Source organism: Amycolatopsis sp. NPDC059235, from assembly GCF_042754125.1.
In the GTDB taxonomy this organism is placed as follows: Bacteria; Actinomycetota; Actinomycetes; order Mycobacteriales; family Pseudonocardiaceae; genus Amycolatopsis; species Amycolatopsis albidoflava.
In genome coordinates, this window is sequence record NZ_JBHZAG010000003.1 from 190336 (window position 1) to 214305 (window position 23970).

Annotated in this window: 26 protein-coding genes, 1 tRNA gene and 3 pseudogenes; 13 read left to right on the forward strand and 17 right to left on the reverse strand. The window is 64.0% G+C overall.

The window, feature by feature from the left end; translation table 11 throughout:
• Positions 1-16: 16 nt before the first annotated feature.
• The 4 genes from ACFXI3_RS03310 to ACFXI3_RS03325 are packed head-to-tail and all read right to left on the reverse strand — an operon-like array spanning position 17 to position 4042.
• Positions 17-1036 carry an aldo/keto reductase gene (locus ACFXI3_RS03310; protein WP_378397741.1) on the reverse strand — a complete coding sequence of 340 codons (1020 nt, stop codon included), beginning with the start codon at positions 1034-1036 and terminating at the stop codon, positions 17-19.
• Positions 1033-2220 (reverse strand): macrolide family glycosyltransferase, encoded by a 1188-nt coding sequence (locus ACFXI3_RS03315; RefSeq protein ID WP_378397742.1) that lies wholly within the window; start codon positions 2218-2220, stop codon positions 1033-1035. The genes ACFXI3_RS03310 and ACFXI3_RS03315 overlap by 4 nt, the downstream gene beginning before the upstream one ends.
• Positions 2221-2240: 20 nt before the next feature.
• Positions 2241-3608: an aminotransferase class V-fold PLP-dependent enzyme gene (locus tag ACFXI3_RS03320; protein WP_378397744.1), complete on the reverse strand. Its 1368-nt coding sequence runs from the start codon at positions 3606-3608 to the stop codon at positions 2241-2243.
• Between the two features lie 38 nt (positions 3609-3646).
• Positions 3647-4042, reverse strand: coding sequence for a winged helix-turn-helix transcriptional regulator (locus tag ACFXI3_RS03325; RefSeq protein ID WP_378397821.1), 396 nt, complete (start codon positions 4040-4042; stop codon positions 3647-3649).
• 603 nt (positions 4043-4645) lie between these two features.
• Between ACFXI3_RS03325 and ACFXI3_RS03330 the strand changes: the two genes are divergently transcribed.
• Entirely contained in the window at positions 4646-5110 is a 465-nt protein-coding gene (locus ACFXI3_RS03330) for a hypothetical protein (RefSeq protein WP_378397746.1), read from the forward strand.
• A 7-nt stretch (positions 5111-5117) separates the two neighbouring features.
• On the opposite strand, the gene ACFXI3_RS03335 is transcribed toward ACFXI3_RS03330, so the two are convergent.
• Entirely contained in the window at positions 5118-6227 is a 1110-nt protein-coding gene (locus tag ACFXI3_RS03335; protein ID WP_378397747.1) for an MAB_1171c family putative transporter, read from the reverse strand.
• Positions 6224-6739, reverse strand: coding sequence for a hypothetical protein (locus ACFXI3_RS03340; RefSeq protein WP_378397749.1), 516 nt, complete (start codon positions 6737-6739; stop codon positions 6224-6226). The genes ACFXI3_RS03335 and ACFXI3_RS03340 overlap by 4 nt, the downstream gene beginning before the upstream one ends.
• 246 nt (positions 6740-6985) lie before the next feature.
• Here ACFXI3_RS03340 and ACFXI3_RS03345 point away from each other — a divergent pair, with 246 nt between their 5' ends.
• From ACFXI3_RS03345 to ACFXI3_RS03375, 7 genes and pseudogenes are all read left to right on the forward strand, one after another.
• Entirely contained in the window at positions 6986-7966 is a 981-nt protein-coding gene (locus ACFXI3_RS03345) for an AMP-binding protein (RefSeq protein WP_378397751.1), read from the forward strand.
• A complete protein-coding gene (locus tag ACFXI3_RS03350; protein WP_378397823.1) occupies positions 7882-8601 on the forward strand; it encodes a class I adenylate-forming enzyme family protein in 720 nt (239 codons plus the stop codon). The genes ACFXI3_RS03345 and ACFXI3_RS03350 overlap by 85 nt, the downstream gene beginning before the upstream one ends.
• A 980-nt stretch (positions 8602-9581) precedes the next feature.
• Positions 9582-9926 (forward strand): WD40 repeat domain-containing protein, encoded by a 345-nt coding sequence (locus ACFXI3_RS03355; RefSeq protein ID WP_378397753.1) that lies wholly within the window; start codon positions 9582-9584, stop codon positions 9924-9926.
• The gene (locus ACFXI3_RS03360; protein ID WP_378397755.1) at positions 9851-10114 is read left to right on the forward strand and encodes a hypothetical protein; all 264 of its coding nucleotides are present in this window, start codon (positions 9851-9853) and stop codon (positions 10112-10114) included. Before ACFXI3_RS03355 ends, ACFXI3_RS03360 begins: the two co-directional genes overlap by 76 nt.
• Positions 10078-11037: a WD40 repeat domain-containing protein gene (locus ACFXI3_RS03365; RefSeq protein ID WP_378397756.1), complete on the forward strand. Its 960-nt coding sequence runs from the start codon at positions 10078-10080 to the stop codon at positions 11035-11037. Before ACFXI3_RS03360 ends, ACFXI3_RS03365 begins: the two co-directional genes overlap by 37 nt.
• A gap of 274 nt (positions 11038-11311) precedes the next feature.
• Positions 11312-11806 (forward strand): annotated as a pseudogene (locus tag ACFXI3_RS03370) (cutinase family protein); the annotation flags it as partial.
• A gap of 127 nt (positions 11807-11933) precedes the next feature.
• Positions 11934-12035: pseudogene (locus tag ACFXI3_RS03375) on the forward strand (hypothetical protein); the annotation flags it as partial.
• Here ACFXI3_RS03375 and ACFXI3_RS03380 read toward each other — a convergent pair.
• The 3 genes from ACFXI3_RS03380 to ACFXI3_RS03390 form a co-directional block, all read right to left on the reverse strand.
• The gene (locus ACFXI3_RS03380; RefSeq protein WP_378397826.1) at positions 12019-12153 is read right to left on the reverse strand and encodes a hypothetical protein; all 135 of its coding nucleotides are present in this window, start codon (positions 12151-12153) and stop codon (positions 12019-12021) included. The pseudogene ACFXI3_RS03375 and the gene ACFXI3_RS03380 overlap by 17 nt on opposite strands.
• Positions 12143-12523 (reverse strand): hypothetical protein, encoded by a 381-nt coding sequence (locus ACFXI3_RS03385; RefSeq protein ID WP_378397827.1) that lies wholly within the window; start codon positions 12521-12523, stop codon positions 12143-12145. Before ACFXI3_RS03385 ends, ACFXI3_RS03380 begins: the two co-directional genes overlap by 11 nt.
• Before the next feature lie 194 nt (positions 12524-12717).
• A tRNA-Leu gene (locus ACFXI3_RS03390) sits at positions 12718-12804 on the reverse strand.
• Positions 12805-13222: 418 nt separating this feature from the next.
• Here ACFXI3_RS03390 and ACFXI3_RS03395 point away from each other — a divergent pair.
• Positions 13223-13603: a helix-turn-helix transcriptional regulator gene (locus ACFXI3_RS03395; protein ID WP_378397757.1), complete on the forward strand. Its 381-nt coding sequence runs from the start codon at positions 13223-13225 to the stop codon at positions 13601-13603.
• 417 nt (positions 13604-14020) lie between these two features.
• Here the strand turns inward: ACFXI3_RS03395 and shbA are convergent, their stop codons facing one another.
• The 3 genes from shbA to ACFXI3_RS03410 all read right to left on the reverse strand — a co-directional run bounded on the left by shbA (position 14021) and on the right by ACFXI3_RS03410 (position 17421).
• A complete protein-coding gene (gene shbA, locus ACFXI3_RS03400) occupies positions 14021-14659 on the reverse strand; it encodes an RNA polymerase sigma factor ShbA (protein WP_378397758.1) in 639 nt (212 codons plus the stop codon).
• A gap of 138 nt (positions 14660-14797) precedes the next feature.
• Positions 14798-15649, reverse strand: a complete 852-nt coding sequence (locus ACFXI3_RS03405; RefSeq protein WP_378397759.1) for a hypothetical protein — start codon at positions 15647-15649, stop codon at positions 14798-14800.
• A gap of 134 nt (positions 15650-15783) precedes the next feature.
• Complete coding sequence (locus ACFXI3_RS03410; RefSeq protein ID WP_378397824.1) at positions 15784-17421, reverse strand: BTAD domain-containing putative transcriptional regulator; 1638 nt, start codon at positions 17419-17421, stop codon at positions 15784-15786.
• A 5-nt stretch (positions 17422-17426) separates the two neighbouring features.
• On the opposite strand from ACFXI3_RS03410, the gene ACFXI3_RS03415 reads away from it, so the two are divergent.
• The 3 genes from ACFXI3_RS03415 (at position 17427) to ACFXI3_RS03425 (ending at position 19042) form a co-directional block, all read left to right on the forward strand.
• Positions 17427-18092, forward strand: a complete 666-nt coding sequence (locus tag ACFXI3_RS03415) for a WD40 repeat domain-containing protein (protein WP_378397760.1) — start codon at positions 17427-17429, stop codon at positions 18090-18092.
• Entirely contained in the window at positions 18089-18415 is a 327-nt protein-coding gene (locus ACFXI3_RS03420) for a WD40 repeat domain-containing protein (protein WP_378397761.1), read from the forward strand. The genes ACFXI3_RS03415 and ACFXI3_RS03420 overlap by 4 nt, the downstream gene beginning before the upstream one ends.
• A 90-nt stretch (positions 18416-18505) precedes the next feature.
• Positions 18506-19042, forward strand: a complete 537-nt coding sequence (locus ACFXI3_RS03425) for a DUF2165 domain-containing protein (protein WP_378397762.1) — start codon at positions 18506-18508, stop codon at positions 19040-19042.
• 59 nt (positions 19043-19101) lie between these two features.
• Here ACFXI3_RS03425 and ACFXI3_RS03430 read toward each other — a convergent pair whose 3' ends face one another.
• From ACFXI3_RS03430 to ACFXI3_RS03440, 3 genes are all read right to left on the reverse strand, one after another.
• Positions 19102-19671, reverse strand: coding sequence for a glycosyltransferase family 2 protein (locus ACFXI3_RS03430; protein ID WP_378397763.1), 570 nt, complete (start codon positions 19669-19671; stop codon positions 19102-19104).
• Between the two features lie 29 nt (positions 19672-19700).
• Positions 19701-19964 (reverse strand): hypothetical protein, encoded by a 264-nt coding sequence (locus ACFXI3_RS03435; protein WP_378397764.1) that lies wholly within the window; start codon positions 19962-19964, stop codon positions 19701-19703.
• Between the two features lie 915 nt (positions 19965-20879).
• On the reverse strand, positions 20880-21176 hold the full coding sequence (locus tag ACFXI3_RS03440) for a hypothetical protein (protein ID WP_378397765.1): 297 nt from the start codon (positions 21174-21176) through the stop codon (positions 20880-20882).
• A 747-nt stretch (positions 21177-21923) separates the two neighbouring features.
• Between ACFXI3_RS03440 and ACFXI3_RS03445 the strand changes: the two genes are divergently transcribed.
• Positions 21924-23123, forward strand: coding sequence for a hypothetical protein (locus ACFXI3_RS03445; RefSeq protein WP_378397767.1), 1200 nt, complete (start codon positions 21924-21926; stop codon positions 23121-23123).
• Between the two features lie 24 nt (positions 23124-23147).
• On the opposite strand, the pseudogene ACFXI3_RS03450 reads toward ACFXI3_RS03445, so the two are convergent.
• Positions 23148-23315: pseudogene (locus ACFXI3_RS03450) on the reverse strand (sigma factor-like helix-turn-helix DNA-binding protein); the annotation flags it as partial.
• A 1-nt stretch (position 23316) separates the two neighbouring features.
• Positions 23317-23847 (reverse strand): SLATT domain-containing protein, encoded by a 531-nt coding sequence (locus tag ACFXI3_RS03455; protein ID WP_378397768.1) that lies wholly within the window; start codon positions 23845-23847, stop codon positions 23317-23319.
• Positions 23848-23970 lie beyond the last annotated feature (123 nt).

The window sequence follows — 23970 nt, forward strand, 5'->3', positions numbered from 1 at the left end:
ATCCTCTCTTCAGTTGCTAGGAAAGCCAGGCGTCGGGCGCAGCACCGCCGCGCCCGACCGGGGGAAACAGTGTCTCGAGCGCGGCCGACTCCGAGTCCGAAAGGGAAAGCCGAGCACCAGCCAGCGCATCGTCAACGTGCCGCGCTGTCCGCGGCCCGATCAAGACCGTGGTGATTCCCGGACGGTGCACCAACCACGACAAGGCCACCTGCGCCGGGTCGTGACCGAAGTCCACGCAAAGATTTTCGAATGCCGCGATGGTGTCGCGGTGAGTTGCCAGCGCGGCGAGAGCACGTCCTTGAGCACTCTTGACCGCATCGTTTTCTCTCATCTTGCGCACCACCCCGCCGAGCAGTCCGCCGTGCAGAGGCGACCAGACGACGACGCCGAGCCCGTATGCTCGCGCGGCCGGAATCACCTCGAGCTCGGCATGCCTGGTGAAGAGGTTGTACAAGCACTGCTCGGCGACCAACCCTAAGCTGTTCCGGCGCAGTGCCGCTTCCTGCGCCGAAGCGATGTCCCAGCCGGCGAAGTTAGACGAGCCGACATAGCGGACTTTCCCCTGTCGCACCAGGAGGTCCAACGCCTGCCAAATCTCGTCCCAGCTCAGCATTCGATCCACGTGGTGCAGCTGGAAGAGATCTATCCAGTCGGTCCGGAGTCTCCGCAGCGAAGCCTCACAGGACGCGATCAGGTGTCGCGCCGAAAGTCCACCGTCGTTGGGGTCCGTCCCCATCGGCTTCCCCGCTTTGGTGGCAAGGATCACGCGTTCGCGCCTGGCCGGATCTCTCGCCAACCAGCGGCCGAGCGTTTCTTCGGTGTATCCCTTGTGCACACGCCAGCCGTAGATGTTCGCGGTGTCCAGCAAATTGATGCCTTGTGCCAGCGCATGGTCCAGCAACCGCTCCGTATCCGCACCGTCCACTCTGCCGCCGAAGTTGACGGTCCCGAGTCCGAGCTTGGCGACCATGAGCCCAGTTCTGCCGAGACGGGTGTACAACGTGTCCAGCGCGACCGGGAATTCAGAGCCGCTCACCGGGGCAGGCTCGCGAGACGGCCTTCCAGCACGTCAGCTGCGCGGACCACGCCGCCCGCTTCTTCGATCTCCCTGCGCATCGCGGCAAGCCTTGCGTGGACATCTTGGTCGCCCGCCAAGGCCACGACATGTTCGCGCACCAGTTCCGCGGTCGCATCGGCCGGATCCAGCATCCGGCCTAGTCCTAGGTCCGCGACTCTCGTCGCTACCGGCCGCTGCGGCGGTCGCGGGATCGCCAGCACCGGAACGCCCGCAGACAGCGAATCCATCACAGTGCCGGTCCCGGAGTGCGTCACCACGACGGCCGCGTGCCGCAGAACCTCGCGATGCGAAACCCACCTGTGCAATTCGACATTCTCCGGAAGATCACCCACCTCGTCCGCAGCCACTCGTGGTCCGATCGCTAGCACGACATGCCAGTCGAGCCCGGTGAACGCCTCTACGCACATCCGAAAGAGTCCCGCGCTCACCGTGGACGTCCCCATCGAAACAAGCACAAGCGGCCGCCCGTCGTCAGGCGGAGACCACGTACCCGCGAGATTGTCCTCGTGAGTGCACGGACCGACGAAGACATACCGGTCGTCGAAGGTCTTGCCGGCAACTTGGAAGGCCCGCGGCACCATCACGAGGTTGAGCTCTTCGCTGGGGGGAACCATGAACTCTGCCACGGGCAGGTCAATGTTCAGATCGGCGAGAGCCGTTGCCAAGCCAGCTTGGAACCTCAGCACCGCCCTGATATCCGCCGCGGAGCTGTCGAAAGCCTCGCTCGCCGCGGAATAGTGCTCGTTCTCCGCGAAGATCGTCATCAACCGCACGCCCGGAACGGACCATTTCCTCGCCAGGCGATGCGCCGGATGCGATACGGTTTCGTCGTACACGACGGCGTCGGGAAGTTGCCCGGCCAACGCGTCTTCCGCGGCATCGACAATCGAAACCATGTCCTCGACAAAAGGCCGGTAGCCCGTGGCGAGGAACCATTCGTACTCACCCGACGCAGGCAATCCCTCCGATCGAGCCTGGTACAGCACTGGAGTGGCACCGGCTTTGCGCACCGTCTCAGCAAGCTCCGCTGTGGTCACGTACGTCACCCGATGCCGCCGGCGCACCAGCTCCGCCGCAATTGCCAGCGATGGGAAGACATGCCCACGATAGTTTCCATTGAGGAAAAGGAAATGGTGGATCATCGACTACTCCGTTCGTTCCTTCACCGCAAAGCCGCAGCGCGCTCCGCCATCCGGCCGTGAGCGATCCCTATCGGCGGGCGTGGATCCGGCACCGGGAACCACGCTCCGTCGACGGCCTCGAACTTGCGCTGCGGACCGGTCCTGACGATCGATCCGATCGCGGCGATCAGCCGATCGACGTGCGCCGGCGTAGTGCCCAGCCCGATGCTGGCGCGCAGTGCGTTTCCTTCCGGTCCCGCACCGGCAGCTCGCACCAGCGCACGAGTCGCCGGTCGCGCGCAGAACGCGCCGGCGCGCACGCCGATGCCGTGCTCAGCCGAAAGCACCGCAGCGAGCAGCGCCGCGTCTGTGCCGTCGACGATGAGCGACGTGGCACCCACCGACCGCCCGGCCGGGCCCCACATGCTCAGCAATCGAACCCCCGGAATAGCGTCAAGCCCGGAGCGCAACCGCTTCAGCAAGGCTTCCTCGTGCGCGGCGACCTCGGCCCACCCGCACCCCGACAGCACCTCGCATGCCACTGCCAACGCGTGTACCCCGACGACGTTCGGCGTCCCTGCCTCATGCCGCTCCGGCACGTTGTGCCAGTCGACCGCAAGCCGCCCGGCAACCTCCCCTACCTGGCTGGCCGCACCGCCGCCAGCCAGGTAGGGGTCCGCCTTCTGCAGCCAATCGCCCCTGCCGACGAGGGCTCCGGCTCCGAAAGGCGCGTAAATCTTGTGTCCGGACAAAGCAGCCCAGTCGATCCCCCACTCCGCCATCCGAAGCGGCAGGTGCGCGGCCAGTTGCGCGGCGTCCAGCACCGTCCGTGCGCCGTGCCTGCGTGCTGCGGCCGCCAACTCGGCAACGGGCCAGACCTCGCCAGTCACGTTCGACACCCCGGTAAGCACTACCAGCCGATGCCCGGCTGGACAGCCGCTCAAGGCATCGTCCAAAAGGACCAACGCGTCTTCCGGAGATTCGGGCATTGGCAGCAGCCGCGCATCGCGCCACGGCAGCAGCGCCGCGTGGTGATCGCTGCCGAAACACAGCACAGCCGTGCCGGCCGGTACGGCGTGCGCGAGGAGATTCATCGCGTCCGTAGTGTTCCGCGTGTAAACCACGGCCGCATCGGTCTCCGCGCCGGCAAAGCGGCGGACTACGTCCCTGGAGTCCTCGTAGATGCCCGTGCACACGGTCGAGGCCAGTCCAGCCCCCCGGTGAACACTCGCATACCAGGGAAGCAGTTCGTTCACTGCCAGCGCGACTTTTTCCAAGCAGGGCGCGCTGGCCGCATGATCAAGATTCGCGTACGCGGCCGTTCCGCCGGTGATCAGCGGCACTTCCAGGTCTGCACCTACAACTCGCGGCGGCAACCAATACCGACGCACCTCCGACGAGGTTTGCATAACCAAATCCCCCTCCCTGACCTATCAAGAAATCGACATCATTGCGTGCCACAGTCCGCCGTATCGCTGAAGAAGTTCTTTCGCCCAGTGGATTCAGCCCACGCTGCAGCGATCTCCCCCGTGCGCACAAGAACCTCGCTTCCAATTTCACTCAGTCGGTACCGCGGCCGCCAAGACGAATTCACCGAAGGAACAAAGCGCTCCACCAAGCCGAATTGTCGAAGCCTCTCCAGCACTCGAACCATCTGCTTCGGTTCCATTTCCGTTTCGGCAAGAAGCTCCGAAAATCCTATCTCGCGCCTATGCAAAGCGGCCATGACAGTAAATGTCCACTTGCCCGATATCGCCTGAATCAGATCCGTTCGACTCTCCACCGCATTCATCAATCTCCCCGCGAATAATTCATGACCACCATGATATATATTCAGCAGCACGCCCAATCGAGTTATCGCTGACGATTATTAGGCCTCACCGAAGGTGAGCTACCAGAAAAGATGAGAATCGCCGACAGCTGCCGCACTTTATTTTCGAATCACGGAAGAAAGCCGGCTCCCCGAGGCCGTATTCCAGATGAATCTCACACCTCGACCATCAATAAAGCCGAACAGTCAGGAGATCCACTACACTAAAAAGGCAGGGAATATGTCTCCCGATCACCTGAAGCATCCGCACAGTCGCCCGCAATCATCATCTTGCACACTATCAAGCCGAGCAAGATGTTTCTCCATGCGCGCGAACATCAAATCTTCAGTCAATCAATTTTAATAAATTAATCAAAAGTCGGCTTCGCCTCATCACAGCAATGCTTCCTCCCCTTTGCCCCTTGGGACCCCGCCCCCGCGAAGCCCCGCGCAAGACCCCACCTGAGCCCTCGCCCTCTCAGGCTACCATAGTGGCGTGACCCGAACTATAGTTTCTGGGCCTGATTTGAGCCTCCCGTGCCGCTCTGTCACACTCGATGGCGCAGAAGGCAACTATTGGTGCACCACAGCCCTCAGTCCGCCCGCAAGCAAGCCGGACCACCTGGAGGACGCTACGTGAACGGCCGCCGCACGCTCGCCGCCAAACTCACGCACCTTTTCGAGATGGTTCAACGGCCGGAAGGCGGCAAGTACACCGACCAAGAAGTAGCGGACTGGCTCACCGAGCATTGGGACGAGTTCGCAGAACTCGACGATGACAGGCAGCGTCGCGGTGCCTCGAGCACTTATATCGGCTACCTCAGGCGAGGAATTCGACGGCAAGCGTCGGCAAGCATCATTGCGGGTATCGGAAAGTTCTTCGGCGTTGATCCAAGCTACCTCTTGCCCGGAAATGACCGAGAAGACTCAATTCACGATCAGCTGAGCATGCTTGGCGAGGTCCGCCAAATCGGCCCGACAAGCTTTCATAACAGAGGATCCGCCACAAACAACGCTGCCCGCTTGAAGATTATCCAGGCGCTTCTGGCTGATGTATCGACAGAAATCAAATCGCTTGAAGAGGAAGAAAAGCCCGAGTAGCGGCCAGTCAGAGGGCTCGCGCCAGCGCGACGAGCTGATCGACATCAGCGTCGAAATCCGGCCGCAGCGGAGACGCCACCAGAATCGCGGACGTGGAAGTCGGCGACTCGCCGGAACTCTGGCGACGCAACGCTTCGGCCAGCATGGCAGCCGACGGCAGCGCGGTTGAGTCGTCTGCGGAATATCCGCAGTCGACAAGGTACGGGCTGAGCTGAACAAGGCCATCCCGGATCTCGACGACCCGTCGCCAGTACATCCGATGCACTCGCCACAGGAACAGCCGATTAATATGACGGCTTTTGGGACGCGCGTAGAGCGCGTCTCCCGGAAATGCTTCATGGAGAACTTCCCAGAGCGGCTTGAGAAGCCGGTAACGACGACGATGACGCAGCCAAACGCGGAAAGCGACGCAGACAGCCAGGAAGCCGATTATAGAAACCCCGGCGATAAATATCGGAATTCCAATGTCAGCAAATCGGTCCGCGGCGGCGACCATAGTCGGAGAGACAGCACCACCAGCCCACCGAATGATCATCGCGATCGCTCGCACTGTGACCGTCAAGGCCATTGCGGCGAGACCGAAAGCCGTGATCCGCAAACCCCATCGAACACGATGAGCGGCACCATTCGCGCCACGCAAGGCCCAGATCATTGCCTGAATGATCGCGTACGCCGCATATCCGTTATTGACGATATAGAAGACAGCCACTTCGGGACTGTGGACGACCTCCGGCAGGGCCGACCCTGCCCCGTAGCCATGTTCACGAATATTTGGTGTCGACACCGTCACGGCCACCACGGTTACCGCGACTACAACGAAAAGGGCAATGATCTCTATCCGAACACGATAACGCGCAGCCCGACCTGATAACATAAAGAACAAGAGAAGAGCGAACCAGGAGACATCTATCAGAATATTCTGAATCAGCTTTAGATAACCTCTTCCATCAGCCCCTCCGAAAACTCCTTGCAATGCGAGAATCGTGGAAGGCGCACTCAGAAGCTTGAGCACAACACAAGAGAAGACTGCCCATAACGCAGGATTCCGCGGAGCCCTTGATAATCGACACAAGAACCAGAGCAGGGCGATCCAGAGGAATGCCTTGGCGAAAGTCACAGCCAGCCCCTGGATCCCTCGAGGAAGCGCTGCATTCGTCGCGCATCAGGGGAACGCGCCGGCTCGGCGACCAGTTCCGCAACAGCAGCACGTTCCAGCAGCACGGTCGCTACCGTCTCAGCCTCACGCTCCTGCGCAGTTTCATAGTTAGTGCGGCGCAGAAATTTCCGAATTGTCTCAGCGGAGATATCGGGCATCAGCTGCTGCCAAATGTCATCGTTATTTCCGTCAGTCCTGTGGCCAGCAAACATATGCCCGAATTCGTGCGCAATGATGTGCTGCTGATGCACCGCCGTCGTCTCGGCTTGATATACGATGTAATCAAAATTTCGCGCGCCGATCCACATTCCAAATGGCCCTGGAACATCCAATGAAAAAGGGAGAAGCTTGATCGGCCGCCCTCTTCGCTGCCCAAAACGAGCGCACAAGTCTGCCATACTGGTCGGACCGTCGAGATCCAACACAGCCAGCTCACGTCTCAGGCGTCGAATAATCGAACGTTCGTCGCGCACGGATTCGAGGAAAGTTCGAAATGACACTGACTACCGCCCCCTCCCCGGTTCGGTATATTACAGTGAATAAAATTCACTATTTTTTTGTGTACTTTATCTCCGTAAAGCAAGCTGGCGAGCAACCTATCATGCGTCCGGTTCGAACACCACAGCGCCACCCGAAAAGAGTAGTCCCGCAAGGCCACTGCAAGCCTGCGCGCGAACGCCGATCTGACAATCCGTCCCCCAGCGCGCTACCGTAGCTCGATGCAGACCCAGCCGGGCCAGTCGGCCACAATGCTCGAGGCTACGCTCGCAAACTTCGAATTCCGCGGCGAACAGACGGCACTCACTCATGAATCGAGTGTTTGGACTTACCGCGAGCTTTGCGATCAGGTGTACCGCATGGCGCGAGCGCTGGCCAAACTTGGCGTCACCCGCGGAGACATCGTCGCACTCCTCACTGGCAACCGCGTCGAAACACTGGTCTTGCGTTACGCGGTAAATGTCATCGGGGGCTGCGTCGTCACACTGTACGATGGCCAGTCCGCCTCGCTCCTTGCCGCAACAGTGCGCCAGACTGGCGCAGATTACCTAATATTCGATGCCGCCCGATACGATTCTCTCACCTCAGCTTTGCCAACAAAACTCCGGAACTTGACAATGATAGCAGTGGGAGAACATTCCAGCGCTCCCGATTTGGCCGACTTGGCCGAAAATGAACCAACCGATCGAATAATTCCGGATATCAGACCAGGTGACCTGACCTCACTCCGACTTACCGGCGGCAGCACCGGATTTCCGAAATGCGTACCTCGCTACGCCGGAACTCCGCAAACTTCTTCAGTACCACCCTTGCCGTGGCAAGCGGCGGTCCAGTTGCTCTGCACGCCAATGGCACACCTCGGCGGCACCCTGGCGGAATTAGTCCTCTCTTCCGGCGGCCGAGTGGTCGTCCACAGCGAATTCAACTCGGCTAGAGTGCTCGAGAAGATCGAGTCCGAACGCATCACGCACTTGTGGCTGCCACCTCAATTTCTTTATCGGCTGCTAGACGACCCCGCTTCTCCAGGAACGGACACGTCGAGCCTGCGCTGGCTGTCTTACGGCGGTGCCACAGCACACCGCGCAGGATCACCGAGGCCCTGGAACGTTTCGGACCGATCCTTGTTCAGGGTTACGGCACTCTCGAGGCAACGCAGATCAGCTGGCTGTCACGCGAGGATCACCTGCTTCCCCAACTTCTGACGACCGTCGGCCGACCAGTCTCCGGAGTGGACGTAAGAATCCGGAAGGAGGACGGAACCGCGGCGGACTTCGGCGCTTCCGGCGAAATCTGGGTTCGCGGTCCGGCGGTGATGAACAACTATTACAACCAGCCCGAAGAGACCGCGAAAGTCATGGCAGATGGCTGGTTTCGAACCGGCGACGTCGGCGTCCTGGACGCTGCGGGATACCTCAGCATAGTGGGTCGCACCAAGGACCTCATCGTCACCACCGACGGGCATGTCTACTCAGCCGCGATCGAAGACGTTCTGCTCGATCACTCCGATATCCGGGAAGCAACTGTGTTCAGCGTTGTCGACTCAGACGCCTGCGAGCACGTATGCGCGGCTGTCGTCCCGGTGCCGTCGAGTGACCTGACTTCTGCTGATGCCAGGAGCTGGGTCAGCGAACGGAGAGGGAGCGCCTATACGCCTGAGCTCCTCTTCTTCTTGGATGAAATCCCCACTGTGGGGAGCCAGAAGCCCAACTATTCGGCGCTTCGCCGGCTCGGCGCAGAGCTGCTTCGTTCGGCAGCCGACGAACCCTCTGCGGGTCAGCGGAGGCAGTTCAGGTCAGGCCCTCGCGGCGCGGGTTGCATTGAAGGCGCGAACCGATGACGAACACGAGGTTGGGTCACGCGGCCGCGCTCTCGTAACGGAGTCAAGTCGATGCCCAGCTTCCTCCCGGATGCCGCGTCACCGCGTGCGCTGGCTGGCCGGCGAAGCCGTCTGGTGGCGCGCTCCGAATTTCCCCACTTGCGCTCTGTGAAATTCCCCGTCGGGGTGCCTTGCCGGCGCATCGTTCGCCCTGATCAACGGCCTTCTGGCGACGGTCGCGGTGTTGATTCCCGCGGTTCGTCGCCGGAAGCTGGAGGCTCTCGCGGGAGGAAGACGTGGCGACGCAGGCGCTGCGCGCTCAAGGCTGGTCGGGTCTCGGCGATCACCCGGCATCTCGGGTGTGACCGCAAGCTGCTGAACGCCTATCGAAGCCGATTGTCAGCCGACCGTACTACCGACGACGGAACCGGAACCGGCGAGAAGACGGCTTGATGGGAACTGCCTGCGGGGAAGCACTATCTGTGGGAACACCTCTGGCATCATCTCCAACAGCCCAACCTTCCTGAAGAGCTGAACTCGGCCGCTTGCGAATTCCGGTGGATCATAGCCGACTTAAAGAACAGCGGACCCGGCTCAACGGATGTATTCCTTAATTCCGCGACAGGGCCGCTCGCGGCCACCCTGAAGCGTGCACCACAGCAGAGTTCACACATGTTTTCCGCGTTCGTTCAATCCCGAGCCAGATATAGGGTCGGCAGTACCATCCAGACTGTCTTCAAATGCGAAACTTGTTGAGTATTCTAAAAATTGCCACGAACACTTGAAACCTCCGCACTTAATTCAAGGTTTGTCATTTCCCGACTTTCCAAGCTTGGCTCATCGACAAGCAATTTTTCACGCTAAAAAAATTTTTTTCCGTCTCCACAAGGCAGGACGGCGCCTGGTTTGCGGCATCGTGTGGCGACAACAGCATTCGACTGATCGGCATCGACGGGACCGAACGCCGCATCATCAAGGGAAGCGGCTGGAACGACATCGGTTTGGCGATCAGCCCGGACGACACGTGGCTCGCCTTCGCCGACGCCGACGGAACGACCCGGCTCTGGGCGACCGACGGCACACAGCTCGGCGCGCTGAAGGGGCACACGGACACGGTGCGTGCTGTCACGATCAGCCCGGACGGCACCTGGCTCACGACCGGAGGCCACGACAACCTGGTCCGATTATGGGAAGTGGACGGCCGGGAACGCGCAGTCCTTACCGGCCACAATAGTTTTATCTACAGCGTCGTGATCAGCCCCGACGGGGAATGTATTGCTTCGAGCGGCAACGATTGCTCGGTCAGACTGCGGGAGGGAGATCCGGATCCAGTCTTTGCGTCCTGAAGGGACATGCGGAACTGGTACGAGAAGTACCTATTATCCCGGATGGCAACGAAATAGTCTCCGTCGGCGACGACAACACCATTCGATTCTGGCAATCTTACGAAGAAGAACCGACTTGCGACTTTTACGAACCATACCCGAAGCAGTCGTCATGTGGAACGCCGATGGCAGCTTTCGCGACGCTGTGACCGTCGACGACGAATGTGCCCTATATGTCGCAATCAGTCCCGACTCTTCATGGCTGGCCGTGGCGTGCGCAGATTCCGCAATACGCCTTGTCTCTGTCGACGACACGCCGTACGCCAGCCTCGTCGGACACGGGGAAGGCTCGTGGATCAGCGCGATCACGATCAGTCCGGACGGCGGCTGGCTCGCGTCGTGCGGCGAGGACAGGACAGTGCGCCCCTGGAGGGCGGAGGGCGCCCCGCAGGCGTGTCTCATTGGCCATACCGGCTATATCACTTCGGTCTCGATCAGTCCCAGCGGCGGTTGGCTTGCCAGCGGCGACGGCGATGCTGTCGTTCGCATATGGAACTATGAAGACTTCGAGAGGTGCGTGCTGCACGGCCACGGAGACTGGGTCCACGCCGTAGCGATCAGCCCGGACGGTACCCGGCTCGCCAGCGCGAGCCGCGACCGCACAGCCAGGCTGTGGAGCGCCGACGGAGACGACCTCGGCTCACTAGATGGCCATACCTGGCGGTCTCCTCCGGAACGACCTCGGGACCGATCGCGCAGCGCACCCCGAAGTCCGGCACCGGCACCGGCACCACGGCGGGCAGGACCGCCCACGGCTCCGGGGCGCGCGAATCGCACAGCGCGTCCTTGGTGTTTCTCGGCTCGCCGGCGTCGAAAGCCACCGCGACGACGGTGTTCGGCAAGGTCCAGCCCGCCTCTCGGGCAAGGGCGTCGAGTGCTGCCGGGCGGGGCTTGCCGAGTTCAGCAAGCAGTCGTGCTCTGGCCCGTCCGCGATCGCCGGGCGCTGCGGCGCGGCTGCCTTCGGTTGCCAGGCGGGCGAGCATGTCCACGGCCGCGAGCAAGCTGTCGACGGCTCTGGCGAAGCCCGGCGAACGGTTCAGGAGGGGCAGTGCCCGCCGGGCGCCCGCGGTGAGCGCGCTGTGCAACCAATCGAGATCGCCGACGGCTCGAAACTCGGCGGTGCCGCGAGGCGCGGGAGCTTCCGTCGCCGCGCGCAGCACGAACGCGCGAAACCGCGTCGCCCTGAGGTCGAGACGCCAGGCGGATTCCGGCAGCTGCCGGCGGACCTCGTCCAGCAATGCGGCCGCGACCGGCTCTTCGGCGAGCATGACCGGATGGTGGCCCGCGGGGCAGGCCGGAAGCGTCGTCGGGAATGCGTAAATTGCCGGACATGCGCAGAATCACCGATGCGTGCCGGGTGCCGCCGCGGCCAGACTCCGTTCGCTCGCACCGTCGCGATCTTGAGAAAAGGTGATCCGGACGCGCTTTGCCCGTCCCGCCGGCTTCGCAGCAGCCCTGCTGATGAGCACCGGGCTCCCGATGCTCGCCGCTCCGCCTGCCGGAGCCGCCAGCTGTCCGACGTCGACGTCGTGGTCGCGCGGGGCACCGGCGAACCCGGCACGCTCGGGGTGATCGTCGGCGATCCGGTCTTCTCCGCCTTGAAGAAGGACCTGCCCGGGAAATCGGTGAGCTCCTACGCCGTCCGCTGCCCGGCCGGCCTGCAGCCCGATTCCGCGTCACACGGAAACCAGGATCTCGTCGACCATGTCGCACATCAGGCCGAGGCGTGCGGCAACCAGCAATTCGGGCTCGTCGGCTACTTGCGGGGAGCGAATGTCATCGGGAATTCCGTGGGCGTCAGCAGCGAAGGGGCTCTCGTCGGCGGGCCGATCGTCGCGACCATCCCGGCGGAGGTGGCGCCCCGGGTGTCGGCGCTGCTGACCTTCGGGCCGCCGATCGCCAAGCTCGGCAAGCACATCACCGGCGACTACCCGGACCAAGGAGTTCTGCGCGGTCGGCGACACCGTCTGCCGCCCGGACGGGACCAACATCTTCGCCCACCTCGGCTACACCCGGAACGCGGGCGAAGCGGCCGCGTTCGCCGCAGCCCGGATCACCGGCGGGCAGTAGACGGAAACGTCGGCATCTCGACCGCAGGTCCCGGCTCGTTGAGCAGGTCGGCCGGGGTAAGGCCCATCTTCGAGAGCAGCAGCCGGGCTGCGTCGAGTTCGGCCTGGCTAGTCGTCATCGCCAGTGCCTCCGATCAGGGATGCGTGCCGCGAGAGCACGATCTTCTCCAGAGCAGGCGTCGGGTGGACCGCCAGGAGGTTCTCCCGGGTGTCCGCGACGAGCAGCGCCTGGTCGCCGGTGCGCAGGCGGCACGGGCCGCGGAGCAGGAGCGGGACGACGACTTTCCGTTTGGGATCCAGGGCGAACACCCCGTGCCGATCCGGACGGAACACTACGGATGTCCCGACGACGGTGGCGGCGAGCCGGATCGGGGTCCGCCACCGGAGCCGTGCCAGCACCGTGGTCGCGGACAACCGTCCGGAAGCGTCGAGGCGGGACAGCGCGTAGACCAACTCCGCCTGGCGAGCCGGAGCCGGTGCGGCGGGCAAAGGGAGCCGTTCAGCGTCCGGAGTTAACGTCGCGAGAGACCCAGCTGACCCAGCTCCGGGGATGAGCGGCGGCACCACAGCGGCCACGCTGACCACTGCCCGAAGGCTGCGGCAAGGCTGATCAACGAGCAAAGCCGACCACCCTTGTGCTGGGTGATCGGCTGCTGCGAGACCTGCGGAAATCTCACCAGTTTTGGTGTCCGAGGGGGGACTTGAACCCCCACGTCCGTTAAGGACACTAGCACCTCAAGCTAGCGCGTCTGCCATTCCGCCACTCGGACTTGCTGATGAAGAGAGTATACGACGGTCGGAGCCCCATTTTCAGGGGGGTCCGAAACGACGACAAGGTCGTGCATGGTAGTCTCATATGTTATCGACATTTGATGTCTACGCTGCGTATCCGCAGGTACCCGGGTCTGGTTCGAACCCGAACTCTGCCAAGCCCCTCCAAAGCGCCGCGAGAGCTCCCGCTTTACCGGGGCGTCCCTCTGGCCAGCAGGTCCTTCGGAGGATCCTTTCTGCGCTGACAACTCCCCTCCCCCGGGGCACCCAACAAGGCATCGCATCCGGAATCAAGACCGTCCAACCAGACCTGACCGACACAGGTATCCGACGCGCCGCGGCACACCCCGCTACGCGGCGCGAGAAAAGCGCAATGACGCGCTAATCTCGGCGCTGAGGCGGAGCGCGGAGGAATAGGTGTCGGAGGATTGGGCGGCGGTCGCGAAGGCGATCGACATGCGCGTGCACGAACTCGGCTGGCGACAGCGCGAGCTGGCGGAGCGGTCGCACGTGTCGCAGGCGATCGTGCGCGAGCTGCAGCACCACACGGTCGAGCGCCGACGGAGCGCGCGCACGCTCGAAGCTCTGTCGACCACGCTCGGCTGGCACCCGCAGCATCTGCAGGCCGTGCTGCAGAACCGCACGCCGCCGCACCCCGACGAACCGGCCGACGACGGCGGCGAACTCTCGTCCCGTCTCGACGCGCTGGAGCAGCGCTTGGACGAGATCTTCGACCGGCTGGACGACGTCCAGACCAGCCTGGCGACCGTCGTCGACCACGTGCAGAAGAAGCGCTGACGGCGTGCGCTCCGGGCTGATGAACCAGGTGATTTCCATACCCCGAATTCAAAGCCGAGACGACGACCGTTCCCATGCATCGCCAGTGCAGCTACGAATTAGCAAATCACACGCGCATAAATCCGCCGACGATATGGACATGCGGAACCGCGTCGGACCGCAAGCGGTCTCCCGATGAGCAACGACGGGTCGCCGTACACCTCGGTGCAGGCTCGCGTCCTGACACCAAGAACCGGATCGACGCTCGTGCCCGGAGACGCAACAGACGCACGCTCGCGCGTACGAACGAGAGATGACGTCGAGTGCACCCGCCCGCCGAGCTGACCAGCACCACACTCGCCGCGCCGTCCGCACATCCTCCGGCCGTTCAAGGCTAAACACCCTGCGCCGCCGAGAGAGCGACGGCACTTGTTGGCTCTACAAGCCTTCGCCATGGACCAGTTCGCGCAGCTTGGCCAACGCCCGGTGCTGGGTGACACGAACATTGCCCGCCGAGATCCCGAGCGTTTCGGCGGTCTCGTTGGCGCTCATGCCGACGACGATGCGCAGCGCTAGGATCTCCTGCTGGAGCGGAGCGAGGCGGGCGATCAGCTTCTGCAGGCGCGAGGCGAGGTCAAGCCGCAGCACCTCCGACTCCGGCTCGTTGGAGCCGGTGCCGTGCCTGTCGGGAAGCTCAGACACGGGTTCGGACTGGTCCCGCATAACCACGCGCTGGGCGTCGGCGATTTTGCTGGCTGCGATGGCGTGCACGAGGTAAAGGAACGAACCACCGCGGTCTCGGTAGGCCGGCAATGCCTTCAGCACCGACATGAGCGCGTCTTGGGCCACGTCGTCGGCCGAAAGGTAAGACAGGTCGCGCCTTCCCATGCGCGCCCGGCAGTAGCGGACCACCATGGGCCGCAGCACGTGCAGCAGATCGGCGACCGCGCACGGGTCGCCTTGGCTGGCAGCCGCCACGAGCGGGTCGAGATCGTCTTTCGTGAACCCGCTGCGAGATCCGGCTGAGCGATCGGCCGGCGGATAGGTCGGCTCGCTGCTGTGCACGCGTTCAAGCACGGTGTTCACCGCGCGCCGGTCCGCACGTGCGGCGAGAGCGCGGACTCCGGGCGTCCCGACAGAGGATCGGCTGATCAGCGTCGCAGCCGTGGTGGGGTCAGTGAGGACAGCGCACTCAGTCATTTCTGCGTCCCAGGGTCAGTCGTCGCGGGTGGTGCGTGCGTCGCGGAGGATCTTGCGGATTTTGGCGGCGGAGTATGTGACCAGCTCGGTGCTGACCAGATCGGCGATCTCGGCCGGTTTGTAGCCGTACACGTGGTACATGGTCACAAGGCTGACGACGTCGCCGGGCACGCCATTGCGGAGGACTTCACGCAGCTCGAGCTGTCCGAGAGCGGTTCGTTCCGCGGACGGGGAGGTCCCGAGGGACTCGAACTCGTCGGCTGATGAGAAAATGTCGAGTTCGGTCCTCTTGCGAGCAGTGGCTTGCCGCCGGCATACGTTCGCGAAGCAGAGCACGCAGGAACCGATGAAGTAAGTCGACAGACGCGCGCCCTTCGAAGGATCCCAGTCCCCGTCGACGATGCCCTTCTGCCGGAACAGGCGTGTGCCCTCCTCGACAGTGTCCATCGCGACAATCGTCCGCTCGTCCTGGTCAAAAGGGCGGCTCGGCGGCTTCACTGGCCTTCCTTTGCGTGTCGAGCGGTCGTAGATCTCGCCGCTGATCAGCCATGCCTGGAGCACGCTGAAGCCATAGCTGACGAGGCGGTGGGAGAGCTCGGACCAGACGAAACCGTCGAGGCCCTCTTCTCGGAGAGCCTCGAGCAGTTCGACGTCGGCGCGGAGAGGTGTCGGGCTCGGCTCGTCCTCGAGCAACACGTGGAGGTCTGAGGCGTGGGCGCGCGGAATGACGGCCGCGACAAGATAGTGCAACTCTCTCTTTCGTCGTCTGATGTCCGCGACAGCGGACTGCGACGGGCGCGGGGTCTGAAAGGCGGCGGACCGCAGTGCGGCTCCGGCGGACACCGGCCGCGTCGGGTCGTTGGACATGGGCAGTTCCCTTGGGGCGTCGGAACGGTGCTTCGAGCGGGCCATCGTCGGCGACGTGGACATCTTCCTTGTAGGTCGCTCGGTCGCAAAGTTGTCCTGGCGAAGGCACCCGATCATTTTCGGTGCAACGCCACCTAGGACCAAGTCGTCCACGCCCGTCGTGCCGAAATAACGCCGACAGAACTCATCGAGAGAAAGACCGACCGCATGCCGAAGCGCTCGTCCGCACCCCCTCCCCTGCTCGATCTCCGCGCGGCCGTCGTCCTGCTGCTCGGCCTGGTCTGCGGCCTTGTCGCGGGCGGATTGACCTTTCTGGCAGGGAGAAACCTCGCCGCTGCTGTCCTCGCCGGTATGTCCGCGGCGGGAGGTTCAGTCGTCTTCCTGCACAAGGCCATTGGCTGATATTCAACAAGTGCCGCACCGACGAGCGCCGCCGCGACCCGCGCGTCGAATTCCCCGGCGGGAAGCAAACCGAGCCAGCGGTACATCGCGGCAGCGTGCGGGGTCAAGGCGCAGTACGACCAGGAAAAGGCGGTGCGCACACCGACGTCCGGGGTGTCGCCGCCGGTCTGCAAGCTGTCCAACCGGCTCTCCGCGGCCCCGAGGGCCGACACAACCTCCGGCAGCGAGCCCGCGCGCTGCGCCAGTTCGGCAGCGATCGCGAGCGCCAACGGCAACCGGCCACACAGCTCGACGAACTCGGCGGGTTCGGCGCCGACCCACTCGTCGCCCAGCTTGGCCCTGAGCATGTCGATCGATTCCTTCTGGGGCACCGGACGCGGGACAACCGGGTGCGCGTCGTCCCGGACCGACAGTCCGCGCAACTGGTCGCGGCTGGTCACGACCACCACGGCACGCCGGCCGGGCACCAACGGCCGGACGTGCTCGGCGTCCCGGGCGTTGTCGAGCACCACCAGCGCTTCGCACATGTACAACTGGCTGCGCAACAACGCGGATCGCGCGTCCAGACCCGCCGGTATGTCGTCGCGGTCCACCCCGAGGGCGCACAGCAAGATCTCCACCGCAGCCGCAGGAGCCAGCGGTTCGCCTGGCCCGTATCCGCGAAGGTCGAGGTAGAGCTGCTTTTCCGGGTAGCGGTGGGAGATTCGGTGCGCCCAGTGCACTGCCAGCGTCGTTTCGCCGACGCCCGGCGCACCGGTGATCGAGACGATGACCGGCGCGGGCGTACGGCCGGTGTCCGCGCGCAACGCGTCGAGCGCGGCCAGCTCGGCTTCCCTTCCGACAAAGGTCTGGATGTCGTGCGGGAGCTGACGCAATGTCGGCGTGCCGGTGCGGCCGCTGCCGTCGAGCAGGATCTGCTGCCGCGGAGCCGCGAGCTGCTCACCTGGCTCGATGCCCAGCTCGTCTCGCAGGATGGCGCGAACCCGCTGGTACGCATCCAGCGCCTCGGCCCGGCGGCCTGCCCGGAGCATCGTCGTGGTCAGCAGCCTCCACAGCTGCTCGCGAGTCGGGTGCGAGCTGACGAGATCGTGCAGCTCGCCGATGAGCTTCTCGGAAAACTCGGCGGCGAGTTCCAGCTCTATCCGGCGCAAGGTCGCCGCGAACCGCTCCTCGGTCAGCCGAGGCACCACCTCCCGGTCGAGCCAGGACGAATGCAGGTCGGCGAACGGCGTGCCGCGCCAGAGAGCGAGGGCCGCCCGCAGCAGCCGCAGCTGCTCGTCGGCCGAGGCGGCTGTCTTTGCCTGCTGCGTCAGTTCCCGGAAGTGGTGGAGGTCGACCGTCTCGGCTGTGACCGACAGCCGATAGCCGATAGCCGATGTTCACCCCCGACGGGCGCACGCTCGCGGTCGGCAGCGGGGATGGCGTCGCACGGCTGTGGTCGATACCCGGTCTCCTGCTGCTGGGGCACAAATCAGCCGTCACGTCCTTGGCTTTCAGCCCGAACGGACGCCTCCTCGCGACAGGTTCCGAAGACAACGCCTGTCAGCTCTGGGACGTCAGCGACGTAGCGCACCCACGTCCCCTTTGGCTCTCGAAGACGGGACACAGCGGGTCTGTCAGCGCGATGGCGTTCAGCCCCGACAACCGCATTCTCGCCACCAGCGGAATCGACAGCAAGGTCCAGCTCTGGGACGTCACTGCTCCCACGAGCCCGGCTCCGCTCGGACACCCCCTCCAGCTGGCGACAAAATACGGGAGCCCGGTTCTGTTCAGCCCGGACGGCCGCAAACTCGTCACCGCCAACGACGATCGCACTCTGCAACTCTGGGACATCCGCAACCCGGCGAATCCCGTGCGCATCGGCCAGCCGATTCCCGGAAACCCTTCGAACGGGAACTCCGCGGCGTTCAGTCCTGACAGTCGCGTCCTCGCCGTCAGCAACGACGACAGCACAGTACAACTCTGGAATATCACCGCCCCGCGCACGCGTCCCGCCTCGGGCCGCCTCTTGCCGGTCACACCAAGCCGGTGCTGTCCGTGACATTCAGCCTCGACGGCCACCTGCTCGCCACCGGCAGCGACGATCGAACATTCCAGCTATGGGCCGTCTCGGCAGCGTCCGCAACGCCCATAGGCGAACCCATCGGCGCTGATGCGGACGCCGCCCACATCAGTTCCTTCTACCCCTTCGATCCGCACGGAAAACTTCTGGCAACCGGCGGAGAGGACGGCGCAGTCCGGCTCTGGAACCTCGACGAACAGCAGGCCATCCGCCGAATATGCGCGTCGACCACCAACGTGCTGACTCCAGAGCAATCACAGCTGCGCATCCCGAAAATCTCCCACGACACCCCCTGTCAATAACACTTCCGACTCACCAGGCCGAGCGCCGCCGTCAATAGTTTCATTTCCCCAACCCCTACCACATTCACGCAGAACAGGTAGACTCCACGCATGCGCATTTTCAGCAGACTCGGCGCCCTTCCCGCCGCCGCCACAGTTCTCACCGGAATGACAGCCATCCAAATGACGCTTGTCGTTGTCGGCAACATCACGGACTTCGGAACGAATCAAGCTTTCGTCCACCACGTCCTGGCAATGGACACCACGTTCCAGTCCCCCAGCACGATGTGGCGCGCCGTAACCAGCCCCGGACTGGCCGACGCCGCTTACGTCGCCATCATCGCGTGGGAGTTGGTCACCGCACTGGCGCTCATTGCCGGGTTCGTCGCATGGATACGGTCCCACTTGACCGGCCGCACGCCGTCGACAGCGAAACAGCTTTCCAACCTTGGCTGGGTGATGCAGTTGACACTTTTCGGTGTCGGCTTCATCGCGATAGGCGGAGAATGGTTTCAAATGTGGCAATCCAGCAAGTGGAACGGCCTGCAGACAGCCCTTCAGAACCTCATCGTCGCCTCGTTCGGCCTCGTGCTCGCGCACCTCGCCACGAAAGATTCAAGGCACACAGCGGATACCAGTCCCACCTGACGCGCTGATTCGACTGGCACCGCTCCACAGTGCCGCAGCGGGTCTAGACAGCTCAACGTTCACTGCATCGCGCCCGTCACTTGCCTCCGAACTTCGCGAATCGACATTTCAAGGAGATTCCGCTCATAACCCATAGGGTCGGGATTGGACTCGTCATAGCCGTCGATCATGGCCTCGACCAAGGAGAACCACACCGCAAGATTCGGCTTCACCTCGGCCGGAATGCGTCCGCGGTCAATCGCGTGCTCCACGAGCAGCTGGAAGTCCTGCGCAAGCAGTTCCGGCTTGGGCCGAAGGGGGTTGAACCAGTCATCGGCGAGCACCGAGCGCAGCCTGCTGGCATGCTGATTCCAGTGGAGCGTGATCGCCAGGTCCGACGTGAATCCCGCAGGCAGGACCTGAGGCCAAAGCTCGCGACGCGCAGCGCGCTGACCCGACCACGGCGTAGAACCGACCTTGGGGAGGATCTTCGGCAGCACAAGCCCGGCCAGGGGAACGAAAAACCCGTTAAGCCATTGATCAGGATAAATGGGCCGCCAGTCGAGATTCGAGATCGTCGCGTCGGCAATTCCCTGCAGTACAGGCTCGACCAGCGGCGTTTCGGCGTAGTACTCCAGGTCCGCATCCATCAGGCAGACAATGTCACCCCTCGCGGACTTCACCACTGAACAACAGCTTCGCCTTTGCCCTTCTCGGCAATCACCACGCGCGCACCGGCGTCCTTGGCGACCCGCGCCGTCTGGTCAGCGCACCCGCTCGCACTGACAATCACTTCACCCTCGACCCCCAGCGCCGAAATTCCTTGCCGAGCAGCAGCCACCGCGGCCGCGACAGTCGATTCCTCATTGTGCGCAGGCAGCACAACAGAAATAGTGGACGACTCGGTTACGAGCGTACGCGATCGAGGCTTGTCTGAAATCACTTGCCAGTGCTCCTTCTTGCGGCCAAACAGGGGACAGCCGTCGAGTCACGCCCGGCGACGAGGCCATCCACATCGACTAGGCCGTATCTAACGACCAGCGTCCCGGCTTCGCGCACCACAGGCCGACGGGCGGCAAACTCAGCCAGATGCGACACCAGGCATGCCAGGTGTGCGGCCACGGCGACGTTTGACGAACGCGAAGCGGACCGCCCGCCGCCGGGACCCAACAGCGTGCTGGTCCGGCTGACCCACGCCGGAGTCAACCACGCCGGAGTCAACCCTGGCGACGCCCGCATCCGGAAGGGCCAGTTCACGCCCCGTGCGCGGCATACTCGTCGCAGCCCTTTCCCCTTGGCCGGGGCAGACTTCGCGGGCGCACTGCCTTGTTGTTGCCGTCGTCGATGCGCTTCTCGCCCATGGCACGGGTGAGCGGGGCCGACGGGGTTCTGCCCTTGACGCCGGGCAAGCCCTTCGCCTGCGCTCGCTTGACGTGCCGGGCCGGTCAGGGGTAGTGCCCGTTGAGTTCGGAGAACATCTCCGGTGTCGCCTCCTACCCCGCGCGACCGGCCGCCTCCTGCTTCCACGGGATGTTGTCGCAGCGGCCGTTCGGCGTCCCCCGGCGTTGCTGATCTGGAGGTTCGCCCACTCCGGGTCGCTCAGCGTCGTCTGGCCGCCGAGGACGCCCTCGCCGATCTGACCGGCTTGGGTATTTGTTGGACACGCCGACCACGTACCCTTCTCAGGGTTCTTCGCCGGGCAGTCTCTGTTCCGCGATCTGCGTGGGCAAAGACTGGTTCTCCACCAAGCGATTTTCCGGACCGACATTCCGCGGACCTCGAACCGCGTTGAGATGATCGCGTCGTTCGCGCACCACGACGGAACCGGAATTGTTCCGCCGGCGGGCAACGCGCTCTTCTAGCCTGCCGTTGCCCGCTCAATGCAGGCGACCTGGCCCTGCGAGCCGAACGCATGAGCCTTGATCTTGACCTCGACGGTCCGGCAGTCGTCGTTCGTATGGAAAGTGAAGGACGGCCCGACCTGCGGCGCCTGAGGTGTGTCAGTGACCGGGACCGGCGGAGCTGTGTTGCCGGCGGGCGCGGCGTCGGCGGCGCCGAAGCACAACCAGGACGATGCCAGAAGGGACGCGGCGCCGACCGTTGCCTTCCGCGCGAAAGCCAGCCGTCTTGGCCCCGGTTGATAGGTTTTCCGCACCGAACATATCCTTTCGTTGCTGTTTCCATATTGAGCCGGACATTCCGTGCCGACAATTCATGCGGGACCGGCATGGCCTGACTTGGCCCGGTGCCCTCGCCGCGCACGTCGCCGACAATTTCCGTCAACAGGCCCCCTGCCGACGGGCGCGATCAAATTACCGGCACGCGCCGACGGTGTCCAATCTCCTCGGACGCCGTTCGCCTGACATGCCCAACCTCCTCGACTGTGCATCAGCACGACAATGAGACCGTTGGAGTCAATCGGTCAGAATATGCGAAATCCGTCAATACACTCGACGAGTGCTACGCATTTCGGCGCCGCCCGCGCGCTGTCGAACTTTTCGAATGAACATGTCGCGGCCGCGATTCTCGCCATCTCGTCAAACCTGGAGGCGTTGCGGTCTTTAGCCGAACAGTTCCCGTCGCGTCGGGATGCGCGAGGTCGATCGCCGTACGCGTGCGGCGCAAGAGGCTGTTGGTCACCGGTGTGCGGTAATTCCGGCACCTGCACGCGATCCCGAGCATGCGGGAACATGGACACCGGAAGGCACGCGCCGACCGGTTCCCCGCGCGCTAGGGGCGGCCGGGCGACGAACGCTCGATCGTGGCCGATGCGGCTCTGAATCGGCAGGCCGCCACGCGGGCACCGGAGGAGGCGCATTTCGTGCGAGGAGCCCGAAGACCCACGGAAACCAGCGAGGGACGCCCGCTTCGCCGCGCACTCGGTCGCCTGGTGGCGTGCGGCGTGCTCGCCGCCGCGGCGTCGGCCGCGACAGTGGGGCCCGCGCAGGCGGCTTTCCCCGGCGACAACGGCAAGATTTTCTTCGAACAGTCCGGCGCCATTCTCTCGATGAGCCCGGACGGCACCGGGGTCGCCGCGGTTACCAGCGGGCAAGACTCCACCCTCCCGCGCGTATCCGCGGACGGGACGAAGGTCGCGTTCGAGCGGCGCGTCGGCCCCGATGTCCAAGTGTTCACCATGAACCCGGACGGCACCGAGGTCACCCAGATCACGTCCGGAGCCTATGCTGACGGCCAGACGCTGACCTGGTCCCCGGACGGCGCCGAACTCGCCTTCAATGACCGCGGCAGGCTGACAGTGATGAACGCGGACGGATCCGCCCCGGTGACGCTCGGCATCGGCGGCCTCGACGCCGCCTGGTCCCCCGACGGCGCCAGGATCGCCTACAGCTCCTCCGACGGACTGATCTCGACCGTCCGGCCCGACGGCACCGGGAACACCCCTCTGGCACGCATACCGGGCCAGACCCTGCACCACCCGCGCTGGTCCCCGGACGGCACGAGGATCGCCTTCTCGGCATTCAGCTTCTCGGCAGTCACCTCCGATCCACAGGGCGCGCACGTCTACACGGCCAACGCCGACGGCACCAACCCCGCCAACATCTCCGGCACCAACAACAACGACGTATTCCCCGTATGGTCCCCGGACAGCGCCCTGATCCTGTTCATGGTCGACACCCAAGGTCTGCTGGTGATGAACGCCGACGGCACCAACCGGACCCGGATCTTCGACAACGGCACCGGCATGCCCCCTCGGCCCGACGACTGGGCCGCCGTCCCCGAGCAAAGCCCGCGGCCGCCCCAGCCCGACAACCGGCGCGCCGTCGTGAACTCCGGCACCGCACTGGCGACCGCCTTCACCGCGAATAGCCCGCGCGGCCCTGACTCTGAGACTGTGCTTCCCGCGCAGCGTGGCAGCCCTCTAGCGCCGACGTGCCGTCGACCGCGCACTCCATCACGAATTCTCCCCTCGCACCCCCGCCTGGCTCGCCACGGCAAGATCCGGACTTCGATCGCGGCGCGCAATTGCAGGGAAGGACCTTCGCGCCGCACCCGGCATTCGGGTGCGACGCGGCCGGACAGACCACCAAATGGATCTGGCGTGTTCGCAGACAGGTGCGATACGGCAGGTCAGAAACTCTAAGTTCTTGACCACCTCCCGGAGCCTGCTGAGGGCGCGGTGCTGGGTGACCCGTACGTTGCCCACGGAAATGCCCAGCGTCTCGGCGGTCTCGCTCACGCTCAGCCTGACGACGATGCGCACGGCGAGGATTTCCTGCTGCAGCAACGAGAGCCAGCTGAGCACCTCGCCGAGGCGGCTGCCGAGATCGACCACGTCACGCAGGCGGCAAGGGGCGAGCGAGCTTGCCCTCGGCAAACCTTTTGCCCCGACGAATCGCGATCGAAGACGGAGGGCTGGAGCTTCGGTTGATCTCTTCCTGCCGCATCGCGATCTCATCCAGCCGCCGCCTTGCCTGATCGTACGAGAGATTGCGAAGGTCCAATTCGGCGAGCCTGCGCGCTGAATTGCGAACTTCAAGATATGAATTCCCCGATCTTTCCGACTCCATCTGACGCCGTTGAGCGCCAAGCACCGTTTGAAACGACCCGACCACTGCCGACGTCAGCGCCAGAATGCCCACTGCCTGAGCGTGACTGGGACCGGACAGGGCCAGGCCGCCGGCGATGGCCGCGACGCCCGCCGCGGGCAGGCCGAGCAGCATGTTCACCACCCGCCAAACTTTCGCCTGCATGAACTGCATGGACGCGATGTCGTTGGCCTGGATCTGGATCAACGCCAACTCCTGCAGGACGGCACGACGGTTCTCCTCGTCAGATTCGGCTGGCGATGCACCCTGCTTGCTCACTGCCACCCCTGAGCGTTCGTGTGACGGTCACCGCCTGTATCGCGTCACGACTCCAGGTCATTAGCCGACCGACGCAATGGGTCGGCAACTTGCGTCGACAATGCGACGGACTCGGCCCCAGAC

What these genes read in the sequence shown, in the direction of transcription:
- ACFXI3_RS03315 (WP_378397742.1), bottom strand. Translation starts at nt 2,220, where the DNA reads ATGATCCACCATTTCCTTTTCCTCAATGGAAACTATCGTGGGCATGTC.
- ACFXI3_RS03320 (WP_378397744.1), bottom strand. Translation starts at nt 3,608, where the DNA reads ATGCAAACCTCGTCGGAGGTGCGTCGGTATTGGTTGCCGCCGCGAGTT.
- ACFXI3_RS03345 (WP_378397751.1), top strand. Translation starts at nt 6,986, where the DNA reads ATGCAGACCCAGCCGGGCCAGTCGGCCACAATGCTCGAGGCTACGCTC.
- ACFXI3_RS03360 (WP_378397755.1), top strand. Translation starts at nt 9,851, where the DNA reads ATGTATTGCTTCGAGCGGCAACGATTGCTCGGTCAGACTGCGGGAGGG.
- ACFXI3_RS03365 (WP_378397756.1), top strand. Translation starts at nt 10,078, where the DNA reads ATGTGGAACGCCGATGGCAGCTTTCGCGACGCTGTGACCGTCGACGAC.
- ACFXI3_RS03380 (WP_378397826.1), bottom strand. Translation starts at nt 12,153, where the DNA reads ATGACGACTAGCCAGGCCGAACTCGACGCAGCCCGGCTGCTGCTCTCG.
- ACFXI3_RS03405 (WP_378397759.1), bottom strand. Translation starts at nt 15,649, where the DNA reads ATGTCCAACGACCCGACGCGGCCGGTGTCCGCCGGAGCCGCACTGCGG.
- ACFXI3_RS03415 (WP_378397760.1), top strand. Translation starts at nt 17,427, where the DNA reads ATGTTCACCCCCGACGGGCGCACGCTCGCGGTCGGCAGCGGGGATGGC.
- ACFXI3_RS03425 (WP_378397762.1), top strand. Translation starts at nt 18,506, where the DNA reads ATGCGCATTTTCAGCAGACTCGGCGCCCTTCCCGCCGCCGCCACAGTT.
- ACFXI3_RS03430 (WP_378397763.1), bottom strand. Translation starts at nt 19,671, where the DNA reads ATGGATGCGGACCTGGAGTACTACGCCGAAACGCCGCTGGTCGAGCCT.